Raw genomic sequence first — 14,791 nt, forward strand, 5'->3', positions numbered from 1 at the left:
GACCGCCGATACACAGTCCACGCCATTGCACGCATGACCTCCAACGGAGACGGGCCGTTGATCGCAACCAACCTCGCCGTTCCAGCGTCATGTCGCCACCGAACGCGGGCCGTTCCACGGCATTCGACCAAGGTTCGACCCTACCAGCCACATCCAGCACAGCAGGCAAGCAGAACGCCGACCACGAAAAGTGGAACGTGCCCGCCTGACCTGCCCGCACCACGCACCAACGGCGCCCCGGAGTCTTCCCGGGCGCTTCAGTTGCTAGGTCGATTGCAGCTGCCACTGCCGCAGGGCCGCGCCTCGCAGCGCCTGCTCGCCGCACCCGGTAGGGCAACGAAGGACGCGCGCCGCTGACGTGCTGACGAAACCCTGCCCCTCCTGCGCCTTGAAGATCACCTCGCACGACATGCAGCGCGCCACCATCGAATACAGGTGGACGATGCGTCCACTGCTCGGGTCCTGCAACGCGTTCACATCCAGCAGATCGAACTGGCAGCTATCGGGCATCGCGCGCCGGGGAAGCGGATGGGGAACGGAGGTCTGCAGGTTCACGAGCGCGCGCCATGGAGGGGATGGGCAAAACTGTAAGCGGCCAGATGTGGAGCGCGAGTGCAGAGATCATGCAGCGACCGCGATGCGTACCGGGCGCCATCGCGCCACCGTTGCATCGCTGAACCGTTTGGTATCGCACGGCAGAATTTCACTCGCGCCACACCCCCCGTGCAAGCAGCATGGCCACGCCCACTCCGGGGCGACATAGCGAGGCATTGAACATGGACAAGAATCGTACCGAAGGTGCAAAGAACCAGGTCAAGGGCACCGTGAAGGAAGTGGCTGGCAAGGTCACCGGCGACAAGGCCCAGGAGCTTGAAGGCAAGGCCCAGAAAACCGTTGGCAAGGTGCAGAGTGAAGTGGGCAAGGCCAAAGACAACGCCCGTCACTGACGTGAGCGCGCTGCTCCTGAGCTGTGGCGAGGGAGCAGTAGCGACCCATCTGATGAATGGCCATCCGCCCCCGTCGGGGGCTGGCCGCAGGTGCGACAAACCGTCGCAATCACGCTGAAACCGGGCACCCTCGCCGCGGGGATTCCCCGATATGGCCTAGAATCCGGGCCGTGCGCTCCCCTGTTCTCCACCGCTGGCTTCACGCCTGGGCCTGCCTGGCCATGCTGCTTGTGGTGCTCGCGCCGCTGGTAAGCCGGGCGCTGGCGCATCCGCCGGCCGCTGCCGTGCAGCCCCTGCACGCCCATGCCGCACATTCGCAGCCGGTCGAAACCGCCGCACCGCACGCGCACCCCATGCATCACGATTCGGCCCATGGCATGGATCACGCCATGATGCATCCGCCGGGACGCGCCGAATCCGCACCCGCTGCCGCACCCACGCCTGCCGATCCCCATGCACGGCACGACATGGGCGTGGACTGCGACTACTGCGTGATCGCCGCGCGGATGATCAGCCTGCTGGTCGCTCTGCTCCTGCTGATGACCGTCGGGCCGGTGCACTTCCGCGCCTTGGCTGGCCTCGTGGCTACGCGGCAATCTCCCTCACCGGGAACCCTTGGCGCACGCGGTCCACCGCACGCCCTCGCCTACTGATCCAGCGTAGGCCTCAAGGCGCGCATCGCGCCACGCCGTCATTGCTCCGCTAGACACGCCGGCCCTTGCCCGGGTGCATGCGCGTGGCGCTGGATCCAGCCCGTCTCCTCCAACCACCGGCTCACACGCCGGCGCCTTTGCCTGCCTCGACCCCACGAGGGTCGCGGCATTTCGATGTTGTGCACAATGAACCCACCTCCCGCTCCACACCGGCTTTCCCACGCCCTCCTGGCCGCCCTCGCCTGCGCGGCCACGGTCCCATCGGTCGCCGCCGCACAGGACGGCACCGTGCTCACCCTGGGCACAGTGCAGGCCCGCGCCACCGCCGAACGCGCGCTCCCGGCGCGCTCGGTCTTCAGCTCAGTGGACATCATCGGTGGCGACCTGCTGCAGCAGCAGAAGGTGGACCACAGCTGGGAGCTGCTGATGAACGCCCCCGGCGTGCAGGTCACCCAGTTCAAGATGGGCACCGATGCCGGCCGCTTCTCTTTCCGCGGCTTCAACGGCGAAGGCCGCATCAATGCGGTCAAGCTGCTGATCGACGGCATCCCCAGCAACGACAACGCCGGCGGCATGCCCTATCTCGACGCCGTGTTCCCGCTCGACATCAGCGCGATCGAGATCGTGCGCGGCACCAACGATGCGCGCTACGGCCTGCACGCCATCGCCGGCGATGTGAACGTGCTCACCCGTCAGGGCGGCAACGACGGCCAGCTCAGCGTCACCGTGGGCAGCTTCGGCACCCGGGACATCCAGTTGGCCAAGGGGTTCGAGAACGGCGCGTGGTCGCAGAACTATTTCATCGGCTGGCGCGGCGCCGATGGCGAGCGCGACCATGCCGATGGCACGCAGCGCAGCTTTGCCGGCAAATGGTTCTATACCGATCCCGATGGCCGCTGGCGGGCGGGCCTGACCAGCCGTTACTACAAAAACGCCGCACTGGAAGCTGGCTACCTGAGCTACGCCGACGTCCGGGCCAACCCCAACCAGTCACCCGACTACGCCCGCGATGACCGCAGCGAGCGCGAAACCCTTCAGACCGCCCTGCACCTCGATGGCGCGCTGGGCACCGACTGGAGCTGGAACGCCACGGCTTACCAGAATGACTACCGCAACCAGCGCTGGGTAACGTTCACCGCCGGCGGCGCGCAGCAGGAGCGCTTCAACGACGAAACCCACCGTGGGCTGATGCTCAACACCACCTGGCGCCCCACCTCGGCCCTGACCGAGTTCGTGCTGGATGCCGGCGTGGACGGGCAATGGCAGGACAACACCGCGCGCCGCTTCCGCACCGTGGCGCGCGAGCGCCAGGCCACCCTGCGCGACTGGGATTTCGACCTGGACACCCGCGGCGCCTACGTGCAGGCCGTGATCCGCCCCACCCCGGCGCTGAAGATCGTGCCCGCCTACCGCGTGGACCACATCGGGGGTGACTTCCACAACGTGGCCGCCACCACCCGCGCGCCCGTGTACGACTACGGCCTGATCAAGCAGCCCAAGCTCAGCGTGTCCTACGACCTGGCCAGCACCACGGTGGCCTACGCCAACTGGGGCCGCACCTTCCAGATCGGCAGCGGCAACGGTGCCTACCGCACCCAGGCCGGCAACCTCCTGCCCTCCATCAACGAGGGCTGGGAGACCGGCCTCAAGTGGGCGCCCACCCACGGCCTGCAGACCCGGGTGGCCTACTGGGAACAACGCGCGTCCGATGAAGTGGCCACCATCCTTGGCGTCAACGGCAGCGTGGGCAGCAACGAAGTGGGCAACGTGGGCAAGACCCTGCGCCGTGGCTGGGACGCGCAACTGACCTGGCAGGCCAACCCGCACTGGCGCGCGTGGGCCGCGTACTCGCGGCAGAAAGCCGTGATCCAGGTACCCGACCCCACCGCGCCGAGCACCCGTGGGCGGCAGATCGAAAACGTACCGAACTGGCTGGCCAGCGCCGGCATGGAATACGCCCCCACCACGGACTGGACCTTCAGTGCCTGGGGCAATGGCCAGGGCGACTACTTCGTGGAGCGCACCAACACACTCGGCCGTTACGGGGGCTACGCGCTGTTGAACCTCAGCGCCAGCTACCGGCTGGATGCGCGCACCCAGCTGGCCCTGCAGCTGAAAAACGCGACGGACCGCTTCTACGTGTATGCCTGGTATGACACTGGCTCGTCGGGCTACTCGCCGGGCGATGGCCGCGCGCTCTACCTGAGCTGGACCCGGGAGCTCTGAGATGGACACCATCCCCGCCCCGCGCACCCCAGGCCGCTGGCGCTTCTACCGCGCGGTGTGGCGGTGGCATTTCTATGCCGGCCTGTTCGTGCTGCCCTTCATCGCCTGGCTGGCGCTGACCGGTGCCGCCTATCTCTACCAGAAGCCGATCGACCGCTGGGTGCATCATGACCTGAAAGTGGTGGCACCCTCGCCGCAGGCGCCTGCGCTGCCCAGCGCCCAGATTGCCGCAGTCACCACCCTCTCCCCCGGCGACGTGTTCCGCTACACCACGCCCGAACGCGCCGATGGCAGCGTGGAAATCGGCGTGCTGCGGCCCAACAGGCAGCGCGAGGTCTACTACGTTGACCCCACCACCGCGCAGGTGCTCGGGCACCTGCCCGACAAAGGCACGTTCTCCGGCGTCGTGCGCCGCCTGCACAGCCTGGACCTGCTGGGCGACTACGCCAGCGCACTCATCGAGATTGCCGCCGGCTGGGCGATCCTGCTGGTGCTCACCGGTCTCTACCTGTGGTGGCCACGCGGTCAGAAAGGCGGCATCACGACCGTGCGCGGACAGCCGCGCCAGCGCCTGTTCTGGCGCGACCTGCATGCTGTCACCGGCGTCTGGGTCGGATTGGTGCTGCTGTTCCTGGCCGTCACCGGCATGCCGTGGTCAGTGGTGTGGGGCAAGCAGGTGAACGCCTGGGCCAACGGCCAGGACTACGGCTACCCCGCCGGTGTGCGCGTGCAGGTGCCGATGTCGCAGCAACGGCTCGCCGATGCCACCTCGCCCACCTGGTCGATGGAACAGGCGCGGCTGCCGGCGTCGGCCCTGCCCCATGCGCACCACGCCGCTGCCGAAAAGCACGACGGGCACGAAGGCCACGGCGGTGGCACGCTGGGCGACCTGTCAGCGCAACCGGGCGCCATCGGAATCGACGCGGCCGTGCAGCGGTTCAACCGCCTTGGGCTGGCGCCCGGCTACAGCGTGGCCCTGCCGCGCGGGCCGATGGGCGTGTACACCGCCTCGGTGTACCCGGAAGACGTTGCGGGCCAGCGCGTGGTCCACCTGAACCAGTACAGCGGTCGGGTGCTGCTGGACATGGGCTACGCCGACTACGGCGCGCTGGGGCGCGGGCTGGAATGGGGCATCAACGTGCACCTGGGCCAGGAATACGGCACGTTCAATCGGCTGTTCCTGCTGGTGGCCTGCGCTGCCATCGTGATGTTGTGCGTCAGCGGCGCGGTGATGTGGTGGAAGCGCCGGCCGCTGGGCGGCATCGGGGTGCCGCCACTGCCCAAGGAACGGCGCACGGTCGCCATCGTGTTCGCACTGCTGTGCGTGGGCGGGGTGCTGTTCCCGTTGGTGGGGGTGTCGCTGCTGGTGGTGGGCGTGTTGGATTTTGTTGCCAGTGGTGGATGGCGTACACCGGGCCCATCACGGAACTGAAGCACCGCTCAAACCACGACCGCAGTCCCCGCAGTGCTACAGGCGCTGCCCATTCCTTCACGCAGACTATCCCTGCGGGGCGCAGCGCACGCCTTCCACCTCGCCCATGACCTGCTTGTCCAGCGAATCGAACGCAACAGGAAAACCATCGCGCGTGCCAAGGGTGTCCTCCAGCAGGTAGTCACGCGCTCCCCTGTACACCGAAGTGCGCCCGGCAAGCAGCGTCGCTTCAGATCACTCGGGAATCTTCATTGCGCGATGGGCGGCAAGTACTGTCTCCTGGTTCATGTCTGGATGCCTTGCGCCATAGGCAGCCAGTAGCGCTTCCGCTCGGGGGTCGCCCGCGTCGCGCGCAGCCATCATGCCTGCAGCGGCGGATTCGGGCGATTGCGGGTACGCCAACGTCGAAAACACCGCGCCGAGGAGATAGCCTGTGAACGGGCTCCTGTGGGCAAACTGGACTTGGGTGGAATACGCATAGGCCTTCAGTACGTAACCTGCGCCGGGGCCTGCGTTGAAGGCGGCGTCATCGGCACCTCGTAGATGAAGATGGGGAGCAGCACGCTCCATCATTCTGTCCACGTAGAAGGCCATCGCCATTCCATCGCCGGTCTCCGCCCACCGCTGCAGTTCGCTGTCGCTCATCATGCGGGTTTGCCGCCACTCTTCCATGCTGGGGAAACCGGCGTCCTCCAGGTAGCGCCGCTCCCGCTCATTCTCATAGGCAACGGCACCGAAGTAGCGTTCCTTGATGGCTTGCAAGTACGCCGCGTCCTCCTTGGGCATGCGGCGTACTTCCGCGTCCCAGGAGGTAGTGGCAGCGATGTCCGTGTCGGCTCGACCGAGTGCGTGCTGCGCCGACGGAGGCACGGCTGTTTGAGCAGGGCGCCCGGGGTCCACTTCCTCAGCGGGCTCCTTGGCGTGCGGTGCCGGCACGTCACCCGGAGTACATCCACTGAGCAATGCAACGATGCAGAAAAACGCGGGGGTACCGAGCTTCGTCTTCATTCAACGTCCCTATAAGTGCTCAGCTGCAGGAATTGACGCGAACGTTCTCTGCCAGAACGACACGCGACCGGTCCGAGGTCGCGCTATCGTAACCGGACGTCCCCAACTCCGTAAGGATGACGGCGTCAGCCAATGGCGCGTTGGGTCGTGCCAACGGCCCCGCCCCCGGGACCAACGGCGCTTGGCAACGCGGCCAAGATCGCGCAGAGTTCCCGGCACGCACCACCTGCCCTTGAGTCATGACACGCCTGCTCATCATTGAAGACAACCCGGAGTTGGTCGCCAACCTGTACAGCTTCTTCGAGCCACTCGGCTATGTGCTCGACGACGCGCGTGATGGTGCCACCGGGTTGCGCCTGGCCACGCAGAATGATTACGACGCCATCCTGCTGGACCTGATGCTGCCGCGGCTGGATGGCATGACGCTGTGCCAGAAGCTGCGTCAGGAATTCCAGAATTCCGTACCGATCATCATGCTGACCGCACGTGATCCGGTCGACGACCGGGTACAGGGGCTGGCGCTGGGGGCCGACGACTACCTGATCAAGCCTTTCTCGCTCCGGGAACTGGATGCGCGCATCCAGGCGCTGGTGCGTCGCGCCCAGGGTCGGCAGGTGCAAGGCACCCTGGCATGGGAAGACCTGCAGGTGGACACGCGTGCTCCCCAGGCATGGCGGCAGGGCCAGGCCATCAGCCTGACCCCCAGTACCCACAAGCTGCTGCTGTGCCTGATGCGCGCCGCACCTGCCGTGGTCAGGAAGCAGGAGATGGAATACCTGCTCTGGGGCGACGATCCGCCCGACAGCGGCGCACTGCGCACGCACATCCATGAACTTCGCCAGCACGCCGACCGGAACTTCCCGTCCACGCTGATCGAGACGGTTCACGGCGTCGGCTGGCGCTTGAGCAAGCCGCAGAAGGCGACCGCGCAATGATACGGGAGCAGCGTTGAGGCCATGCGATCGATCTACCGCCAACTTACCCTGCGCACGCGCATCATCATTTCCTTCGTGCTGCTGATGGTGGCCGTGATGGGCTTCATCGTGGCCGCAGAGCAGCTCGACTATGACGAGCTGCGGGCCTACGTCATCTCAAAGAGCCTGCACAACGAGATGCATCGGCTGGAAGCGGAGATGGCCAACGGCACCCTCCCCACCCTGCCCGATGGCAGCCAGCTCTATGACGCCACTACCGTACCCGAGGCGTTGCGCAGCTATACGCCCGGCTACTACAGCGCCAAACATCCCGACGTCTGGCACATGCTGGTGTTCGACCGCGACGGACAGCGCTACTACCTGCGCCAGGACGCCAAACGCTACCAGTACCTCGAGCACGTCATCGACGCGTACGCGTTGGTGGTCATCCTGTCGTGCATTCTGTGCGCGTTCTGGATCGGCCGGCTGACGGCCGCGCGCGTCATCGCGCCCATCACGCGCCTGGCCGATGCGGTGGAGCGCAAGGAAATGCCGTTTCCGTTCCAGGACGCCCGGGACGAGATAGGCGTGCTGGCACGCGCTTTCGCGCAGCACAGCTACGAGGCACAGCAGTTCCTGCAACGCGAACGGTGCTTCGTCGGCGATGCCAGCCATGAGCTGCGCACGCCCCTGGCCATCATCGCCGGCGCGGCCGAAACCATCGTGCACCAGCTGCCCGACGACAGTCACCTGCACTCCAGCGCCGAGCGCATCATGCGCACCACCCAGGAGATGCAGCGCCAGCTGACCTGCCTGCTGTTGCTGTCGCGCGACCCGCAGCGGCTTGAGAAGGAAGACGTCGCGCTGCGCCCCTTGATCGAAGAATGCATTTCGCGTTGCCCGCCCTGGCTGGCCAACAAGCCGGTGGTGGTGGTGCTGGACGCGCCGCAGGATCCGCGCGTCCCCACCAACGCCGAACTGGCGCGCAGCGTGGTCTGGAACCTGCTGCGCAATGCATGCCAGTACACCGACGAAGGTCAGATACACATCAGCGTGCAGCACACCACCCTGGTCATCGCCGACACCGGCCCAGGGCTGCCCTCCAGCATCGATCCCCAGCAGTTTCAGCGCTTCACCCCCAGCGCGCGCCAGAGTGGCGAAGGGCTTGGCCTGTCCATCGTGCAGCGCATCGTGGAACACCTGGGGTGGCACATGGCCGTCGAGAGTTCGGAGCATGGCTGCCGCTTCACCTTGGACATGTCGGCAGCCTAACCACCTGGCGCGGCCACACCCTGCAACAGGGCGAATCCTGACAGGTTTCTGACGCCGCCTTCCCAATGCTCTGCAGCGATCCATTCCCCGTGAGCTGCACATGCATCCCCAAAATCCCCCTGGAACCGGCAAATATCGCCACGGCAAAACCGGGCTTAACCGGATCCTGCACACCCTGATTTACTCCCGCGATGGCTTCATGGCCACCGTCCGGGGCGAGGCCGCCTTCAGGCAGCTGCTGGTCCTGCATGGCGTGCTGATGGCCGTGACCTTCGTACTGAACCTCAGCCCCATAGAACGTGCCGTGATGCTGGCCGTGAGTTTCATCAGTTTGTTGGTGGAGCTGCTCAACTCCGCCATCGAGGCGGTGGTCGACCGCATTTCGCTGGAGCGCCACCCGCTCTCCAAGAACGCCAAGGACATGGGCAGTGCCGCCCAGACCGTGGCACTGCTCATGGTCGGCGCGGTATGGGCCGTGGTGCTGCTGGCGTAGGTCACCACGCAATGCGCGCGTCTGGTTGCAAGCAAACCTGACAACTTCCTGATACTCGCCTTCTGATACTTCGCGCACTTTTCGCTCCCCGGAAGAATGCGCGTGATTCAACGTCTTGTTTCTGTGCGGCTCAACCCGGTGCACCTCACCTGGATAGCCGCACTGTTCTTTGCCACTGTGGGCAACATGGCACTGTGGCAAACGCTCTGGACCCACGTGGAGATCAACAGCCTGCGCAGCGCGCTGTTCTTCATCAGCCTGCCCATGTTCCTGTTCTGCGCGTTCAACGTGCTGCTTACGCCGGTACTTGCGCTGCCTTATCTGCGCAAACCGCTGCTGGCGCTTCTGGTGCTGGTCAGCGCGGCCTGTACGTACTTCATGCTGCATTACGGCGTGCTGATCGATCGCAGCATGGTGCAGAACGCACTGGAGACCAACCAGGCCGAGCTTGCCTCCTACTTCTCCGCCCCCCTGCTGCTCACCGTGCTGGCGCTGGGCGTTCTGCCGGCTGCTGCCATGGTGTCCTTGCCCACTCGGCGTTTCGGCGGCGCCCTGCACACCGTGTCCTGGTGGGTCATCAACATGGTGGCGGCACTGGTGATCCTCACCGTCGTGTCCCTGGCGTTCTACAAGGACTACGCTTCCCTGCTTCGCAACAACCGCCAGCTCAAGGACCAGCTGCTGCCCGTCACCGTCGTGCGCAACGCCAATGGCTACCTCAAGCGCAAGTACATCGCCGTCTCGAGGCCCTTGCAGACCGTCGCCGAAGATGCCCGGCGGCCGACGCCGGTGGAAGGCCGGCGGCCCCGGCTCGTCATTGCCGTCGTGGGTGAAACCGCGCGGGCCCAGAACATGCAGCTCAACGGCTACCCCCGCGCCACCAATCCGGTGCTGGCCAAGCGCGGGGACGTCATCGCCTTCAAGCATGTCGCCTCGTGCGGCACCGCCACCGCCATTTCCGTGCCCTGCCTGTTCTCCCGCATGGCACGAACGCAGTATGACGAGGTCCGCGCAGCCACCGAGGAGAACCTGCTGGACATCCTGCAGCGCACGGGCGTGGGCATCCTCTGGCGCAACAACAACAACGGCGGCTGCAAGGGGGTGTGCGCGCGCGTGCCTACCGAGCACATGCCGGCGCTCAAGGTGGCCGGGCAGTGCGTCAACAAGGACGGCACCTGCTACGACGAGGTCCTGCTGCACCAGCTCGGGGCCCGCATCGATGCCCTGCAGGGCGACGCGCTGATCGTGCTTCACCAGCTGGGCAGCCATGGCCCCACCTACTTCGAGCGCTACCCGCCAGACGGCAGGGTGTTCAGCCCCACCTGTGACAGCAACCAGATCCAGACCTGTACCAACGAGGCGCTGACCAACACCTACGACAACACCCTGGTCTACACCGACCGGATGCTGGGCAAGGCCATCACCCTGCTGGAGGGCTACGCGGACCAGCGCGACGTGGCGATGATCTATGTGTCCGACCATGGCGAGTCGTTGGGCGAGCGCGGCATGTACCTGCACGGCACGCCGTACCTCATTGCGCCCCCGGAGCAGACGCACGTGCCCCTGCTCATGTGGTTCTCGCCGCGCTTTGCGGAACAGGCCAACCTCAGCCTTGCATGCCTGCGCGACAGCGCCGAGCTCGGGCGCTACAGCCACGACAACCTCTACCACTCCCTGCTGGGGCTGTTCGATGTGCAGTCCCGCGTTTATCGGAAGGAGCTGGACCTGTTCGCGGGCTGTCGTCCCGCTGCGGCCGCTATGACGCCGGGGATGACCCACTGACACGGGCACCGGGCGTCCCATCCAACCCACCCGCGCGGTGCCGGGTCCGGTGCACCTCCACGGCCCGTCCCACTCGCCCCTCAGGCCCCGCCACTGGTCCCTTTCCCTTGTGCGGCGGTCCCTTCCGGCCTGTAACCGATCCGCCTGCCCCGCATGCTGCGGCTCCCCCATCCCGTCCCTTCGTATGACCCGACGACACGATATCGACGCCCTGCGCGTACTGGCCTTCGCGCTGCTCATCCTCTATCACCTGGGCATGGCCTACGTGGACGGCTGGGGCTTCCACCTCAAGAGCACCCACACCACGCCGGACCTGCAGTGGCCGATGCGCCTGGTCAACGGCTGGCGCATGTCCCTGCTGTTCCTGATTTCCGGGGTGGCCATTGCGCTGCTCGGGCCGCGCCTGGCGGCCGGGCGCTTTGCCCTGCTGCGCACCTGGCGACTGCTGCTGCCGCTGGTATTTGGCATGTTCGTGGTTGTCCCGATCCAGCCCTACTGCGAAGCCGTCAGCAACGGCCATGCGTCGCCCGGGTTCGGTGCGTTCCTCCTGCGCTACTGGCAGGTCCGCCCCTGGCCGGAGGGCAGTTTCGCTGGCGCCCCGTTCGGCATCACCTGGAATCACCTGTGGTATCTGGCCTACCTGTGGTGCTACAGCATGGTGCTGGTTCTGCTGAAGCCGCTGCTGGATTCGGCCCCGGTTCGTCGGCTTACCGGGCGCATGGCACGGTCCCATGGCCTGTTCCTCCTTCTCGGGCCGGCCGCGGTGTTGCTGCTGTGGCTGGTCTGGCTCGCCCCGGCGCATCCGGCAACCAACACCCTGGTGAACGACACCTACCAGCATGCCAAGTACTTCACGGTGTTCCTGATCGGCTATGCACTCGGGCGGGAGACCGCGTTCTGGCAGCGCGCTGTCGCCTTGCGCTGGGCCAGCCTTGTTGCCGTGTGCCTGGCGGTCTGCTGGTACTTCCTGCTGGAAGCGCTGGGCCGATGGCTGCCGGCAGACTCGGTATTGCGCACCTGGCCGGAAGGGTTCTGGAGCCTGCAATCCCGGTTCTGCGAGATGCTCTATGTGTGGGGCGTGATGCTGAGCCTGCTGGGCTGGGCCAAGCGCCATCTCGACCGGCCCTTCGCCTGGCTGCCGTACTGCACCGAGGCCGTGTACCCGTGGTACATCCTGCACCAGAGCGTTCTCATCGCCGCCCTGTTCTGGCTGAAGCCACTGCACCTTGGCCCCGTGCTCGAACCCCTGCTGGTGTTGTTGGCAACGGTGGCCGGCTGCCTGCTGCTGCACGAATACCTGATTCGTCGCGTGCGCTGGATCCGCCCCCTGTTCGGGCTGAAGGCAGCCAACGGCGACATTTCCCGGCGCCACGCCGCCGTCACGAACGCACGCGCATAACGTGCCAACCCCCGCGAGCGTCGGGGCAGATCGTCCCGACCTTCGAGCCTGTGCACGTGAATCCATCGCCCCCCGTCCTGCAGCCGTCCCGCTCGCCCGATCGCGCGCTCGACGCGGTCAACTTCTTCCTGGCCGATGTGCGGGACGGACTGGGGCCCTACCTCGCCATCTACCTGCTGGCCGTCCACAAGTGGGAACCGGCCAGCATCGGCGCGGTGATGACCGTGGCCGGGCTCGCCGCCCTGGTCGCGCAGACGCCGGCCGGCGCCTTGATCGATCGGGTGAACGGCAAGCGGGCGACGATCGTGATCGCCGCGATTCTGGTCACCGTGAGCTGTCTGGTGCTGCCCTGGACCGCCTCGTTCACGCTCGTGGCGCTCACCCAGGCGCTGGGCGCCATCGCCGGTACGGTCTTCGCCCCGGCCATCGCGGCCATATCGCTGGGTATCGGCGGGCCGCGGGTGTTCGCGCGGCGCATGGGCCGTAACGAAACGTTCAATCATGCCGGCAATGCCCTCGCGGCGGTGCTGGCCGGCGGGCTGGCCTATGTGGGCGGGCCCGTGGTGGTGTTCTACCTGATGGCGGCCATGACAGTGGCCAGCATCGCCGCCGTGCTGATGATTCCCTCCGCGGCCATCGACCACGAGCGTGCACGCGGGTTGCCGTCGCCCGGGCAGGACGCGCCCGCGCCGGCCTCGGTCCGCCTGCTGCTACAGAACAGAACGTTGGTGATCCTGGCCGCCTGCTGCGCACTGTTCCACCTGGCCAACGCGGCGATGCTTCCGCTGGTGGGCCAGAAGCTGTCCCAGACCAGCCCCGCGCTGGCCACCACGCTCACTGCCGCATGCATTGTCGCGGCCCAGCTGGTGATGGTGCCGGCCGCGCTGCTGGTGGGTTCCCGGGCCGACGCCTGGGGGCGCAGGCCGCTGCTGCTGGCGGCGTTTCTCATCCTGCCGATCCGTGGCGTGCTGTATCCGCTGTCCGACGCGCCCGCCTGGCTGCTCGGCGTACAGCTGCTCGATGGTATTGGGGCCGGCATTTTTGGCGCCCTGCTCCCGGTCATCGTCAGTGACCTCACCCAGGGAACCGGTCGCTTCAACGTCACGCTGGGCGCGGTGTCCACCGCATTCGGGCTGGGCGCCGCCTTCAGTCCGGGGCTGGCCGGGATGATCGTCCAGTTCGCTGGGTATGATGTCGCGTTCCTGACCCTGGCAGCGGTTGCTGCCCTTGCCTTCGTGCTGGCCATGGCCATGCCGGAGACCCGCCCCCAGGCCAGCAATGCCACCGAATCCGCGACACCGCCGTCCGACACCCGCCTTTGAGTTTCCCCGAGCAATCGATGCAGATCCCCACCACGTCCCTGATCATCTGGACGGTAACCGCCGTCGCCACCTGCGGTGTCATCTTTCGCCCCTGGCGCATTCCCGAGTACGCCTGGGCACTGGGCGCGGCCGCGCTGCTGGCCGTCACCGGGCTGCTGCCGTTGAACACGGCCATGGCCGCCGTGGCCGAAGGGGGCGATGTCTACCTGTTCCTGATCGGCATGATGGTGCTGGCCGAACTGGCACGGCAGGAAGGGCTGTTCGACTGGCTGGCCGCGTACGCGGTGCAGCACGCCAAGGGCTCGGGGAAACGCCTGTTTGACCTGGTGTTCCTGGTGGGCACGCTGGTCACGATCTTCCTGTCCAACGACGCCACGGCCGTCGTGCTCACGCCGGCGGTCTACGCGGCCTGCAAGGCCGCCCGGGCCAACCCGCTGCCGTATCTGTTCGTCTGTGCGTTCGTGGCCAACGCCGCCAGTTTCGTCCTGCCCATTTCCAATCCGGCCAACCTGGTGGTCTTCGGCGATCACATGCCCTCGCTGCCCGAATGGCTCCAGCAGTTCACTCTGCCTTCGCTGGCCGCCATCGGCATGACCTACCTGGTACTGCGACTGGCGCATCGCCGCCAGATCGCACAGCCGCTGGTGGCGCTGGCCGAACAGCAGCCACTGTCCGAGGGCGGACGCCTGTGCGCGATCGGCGTCGGTGTCACCGGCAGCGTGCTGCTGGTCACCTCGGCCATGAACGGGCCGCTGGGTCTGACCACCTTCTGCGCCGGTGCTGCCACCCTGGCCGCCATCCGTCTGCGCCAACGCCGCAGCCCGCTGCCGATCCTGCGGCATGTGTCCTGGGGCGTGCTGCCGTTGGTTGCTGGGCTGTTTGTACTGGTCGAGGCCGTGGCACACACCGGGGTGATTCGCATCGCCGCCGATGCACTGGAGGCCTTTGCACGCACATCGCCCGGCGAAGCCAGCTGGCTGGCCGGTGGCGCGGCTGCCGTGCTGAGCAACCTGGCCAACAACCTGCCGATCGGCCTGGTGGCCGGCTCGGCGGGCCAGATGGCCGACCTGCCCACACAGACCCGCGCCGCGCTGCTCATCGGCGTGGATCTCGGTCCCAACCTGTCGGTAACCGGCTCGCTGGCGACCATGCTCTGGCTGGTGGCGCTGCGCCGCGAAGGCGAGCACGTCAGCGCGCTTGCCTTCCTGCGCCTAGGCCTCCTGGTGATGCCGCCGGCCTTGCTTGCCGCGCTCTGGCTGCTGTAGCCACCTTGTGCCATGGCGGATTGGTCGCGGTGGCCACTTCGCCCCCAGCGTGCCGATTGAACCAATTGCCAGCAGCCC

General features: G+C 66.7%; 14 protein-coding genes. 11 read left to right on the forward strand and 3 right to left on the reverse strand.

The window, feature by feature from the left end; translation table 11 throughout:
* Positions 1–264: 264 nt before the first annotated feature.
* Complete coding sequence (locus tag AC6CHL_RS03535; protein ID WP_478070728.1) at positions 265–555, reverse strand: hypothetical protein; 291 nt, start codon at positions 553–555, stop codon at positions 265–267.
* A gap of 221 nt (positions 556–776) precedes the next feature.
* On the opposite strand from AC6CHL_RS03535, the gene AC6CHL_RS03540 reads away from it, so the two are divergent.
* From AC6CHL_RS03540 to AC6CHL_RS03555, 4 genes are all read left to right on the forward strand, one after another.
* Complete coding sequence (locus AC6CHL_RS03540) at positions 777–947, forward strand: CsbD family protein (RefSeq protein WP_081797188.1); 171 nt, start codon at positions 777–779, stop codon at positions 945–947.
* Positions 948–1,168: 221 nt separating this feature from the next.
* Positions 1,169–1,600 carry a hypothetical protein gene (locus AC6CHL_RS03545; RefSeq protein WP_498293500.1) on the forward strand — a complete coding sequence of 144 codons (432 nt, stop codon included), beginning with the start codon at positions 1,169–1,171 and terminating at the stop codon, positions 1,598–1,600.
* Positions 1,601–1,774: 174 nt separating this feature from the next.
* On the forward strand, positions 1,775–3,826 hold the full coding sequence (locus tag AC6CHL_RS03550; RefSeq protein WP_498293381.1) for a TonB-dependent receptor: 2,052 nt from the start codon (positions 1,775–1,777) through the stop codon (positions 3,824–3,826).
* 1 nt (position 3,827) lies between these two features.
* Positions 3,828–5,258 (forward strand): PepSY-associated TM helix domain-containing protein, encoded by a 1,431-nt coding sequence (locus AC6CHL_RS03555; RefSeq protein WP_498293383.1) that lies wholly within the window; start codon positions 3,828–3,830, stop codon positions 5,256–5,258.
* 66 nt (positions 5,259–5,324) lie between these two features.
* Here AC6CHL_RS03555 and AC6CHL_RS03560 read toward each other — a convergent pair whose 3' ends face one another.
* Complete coding sequence (locus tag AC6CHL_RS03560) at positions 5,325–5,459, reverse strand: hypothetical protein (protein ID WP_314401882.1); 135 nt, start codon at positions 5,457–5,459, stop codon at positions 5,325–5,327.
* Between the two features lie 33 nt (positions 5,460–5,492).
* Positions 5,493–6,266 (reverse strand): hypothetical protein, encoded by a 774-nt coding sequence (locus AC6CHL_RS03565; RefSeq protein WP_498293384.1) that lies wholly within the window; start codon positions 6,264–6,266, stop codon positions 5,493–5,495.
* A 239-nt stretch (positions 6,267–6,505) separates the two neighbouring features.
* Here AC6CHL_RS03565 and AC6CHL_RS03570 point away from each other — a divergent pair, with 239 nt between their 5' ends.
* The 7 genes from AC6CHL_RS03570 (at position 6,506) to AC6CHL_RS03600 (ending at position 14,713) form a co-directional block, all read left to right on the forward strand.
* Positions 6,506–7,201, forward strand: coding sequence for a response regulator transcription factor (locus AC6CHL_RS03570; protein WP_498293386.1), 696 nt, complete (start codon positions 6,506–6,508; stop codon positions 7,199–7,201).
* 21 nt (positions 7,202–7,222) lie between these two features.
* The gene (locus AC6CHL_RS03575; protein WP_498293387.1) at positions 7,223–8,452 is read left to right on the forward strand and encodes a sensor histidine kinase; all 1,230 of its coding nucleotides are present in this window, start codon (positions 7,223–7,225) and stop codon (positions 8,450–8,452) included.
* A gap of 100 nt (positions 8,453–8,552) precedes the next feature.
* Positions 8,553–8,945 carry a diacylglycerol kinase gene (locus AC6CHL_RS03580; RefSeq protein WP_478070733.1) on the forward strand — a complete coding sequence of 131 codons (393 nt, stop codon included), beginning with the start codon at positions 8,553–8,555 and terminating at the stop codon, positions 8,943–8,945.
* A gap of 186 nt (positions 8,946–9,131) precedes the next feature.
* The gene (locus AC6CHL_RS03585; protein WP_498293388.1) at positions 9,132–10,727 is read left to right on the forward strand and encodes a phosphoethanolamine transferase; all 1,596 of its coding nucleotides are present in this window, start codon (positions 9,132–9,134) and stop codon (positions 10,725–10,727) included.
* Between the two features lie 184 nt (positions 10,728–10,911).
* A complete protein-coding gene (locus tag AC6CHL_RS03590; protein WP_448136052.1) occupies positions 10,912–12,126 on the forward strand; it encodes an acyltransferase family protein in 1,215 nt (404 codons plus the stop codon).
* Positions 12,127–12,182: 56 nt separating this feature from the next.
* Positions 12,183–13,448, forward strand: coding sequence for an MFS transporter (locus tag AC6CHL_RS03595; RefSeq protein WP_498293390.1), 1,266 nt, complete (start codon positions 12,183–12,185; stop codon positions 13,446–13,448).
* A gap of 17 nt (positions 13,449–13,465) precedes the next feature.
* Positions 13,466–14,713, forward strand: a complete 1,248-nt coding sequence (locus tag AC6CHL_RS03600) for an arsenic transporter (protein WP_498293392.1) — start codon at positions 13,466–13,468, stop codon at positions 14,711–14,713.
* Positions 14,714–14,791: the final 78 nt, after the last annotated feature.

It is taken from the genome of Stenotrophomonas sp. GQ19, from assembly GCF_059758695.1.

What these genes read in the sequence shown, in the direction of transcription:
- AC6CHL_RS03540 (WP_081797188.1), top strand. Translation starts at nt 777, where the DNA reads ATGGACAAGAATCGTACCGAAGGTGCAAAGAACCAGGTCAAGGGCACC.
- AC6CHL_RS03545 (WP_498293500.1), top strand. Translation starts at nt 1,169, where the DNA reads ATGCTGCTTGTGGTGCTCGCGCCGCTGGTAAGCCGGGCGCTGGCGCAT.
- AC6CHL_RS03550 (WP_498293381.1), top strand. Translation starts at nt 1,775, where the DNA reads ATGTTGTGCACAATGAACCCACCTCCCGCTCCACACCGGCTTTCCCAC.
- AC6CHL_RS03555 (WP_498293383.1), top strand. Translation starts at nt 3,828, where the DNA reads ATGGACACCATCCCCGCCCCGCGCACCCCAGGCCGCTGGCGCTTCTAC.
- AC6CHL_RS03565 (WP_498293384.1), bottom strand. Translation starts at nt 6,266, where the DNA reads ATGAAGACGAAGCTCGGTACCCCCGCGTTTTTCTGCATCGTTGCATTG.
- AC6CHL_RS03570 (WP_498293386.1), top strand. Translation starts at nt 6,506, where the DNA reads ATGACACGCCTGCTCATCATTGAAGACAACCCGGAGTTGGTCGCCAAC.
- AC6CHL_RS03575 (WP_498293387.1), top strand. Translation starts at nt 7,223, where the DNA reads ATGCGATCGATCTACCGCCAACTTACCCTGCGCACGCGCATCATCATT.
- AC6CHL_RS03580 (WP_478070733.1), top strand. Translation starts at nt 8,553, where the DNA reads ATGCATCCCCAAAATCCCCCTGGAACCGGCAAATATCGCCACGGCAAA.
- AC6CHL_RS03585 (WP_498293388.1), top strand. Translation starts at nt 9,132, where the DNA reads ATGGCACTGTGGCAAACGCTCTGGACCCACGTGGAGATCAACAGCCTG.
- AC6CHL_RS03590 (WP_448136052.1), top strand. Translation starts at nt 10,912, where the DNA reads ATGACCCGACGACACGATATCGACGCCCTGCGCGTACTGGCCTTCGCG.
- AC6CHL_RS03600 (WP_498293392.1), top strand. Translation starts at nt 13,466, where the DNA reads ATGCAGATCCCCACCACGTCCCTGATCATCTGGACGGTAACCGCCGTC.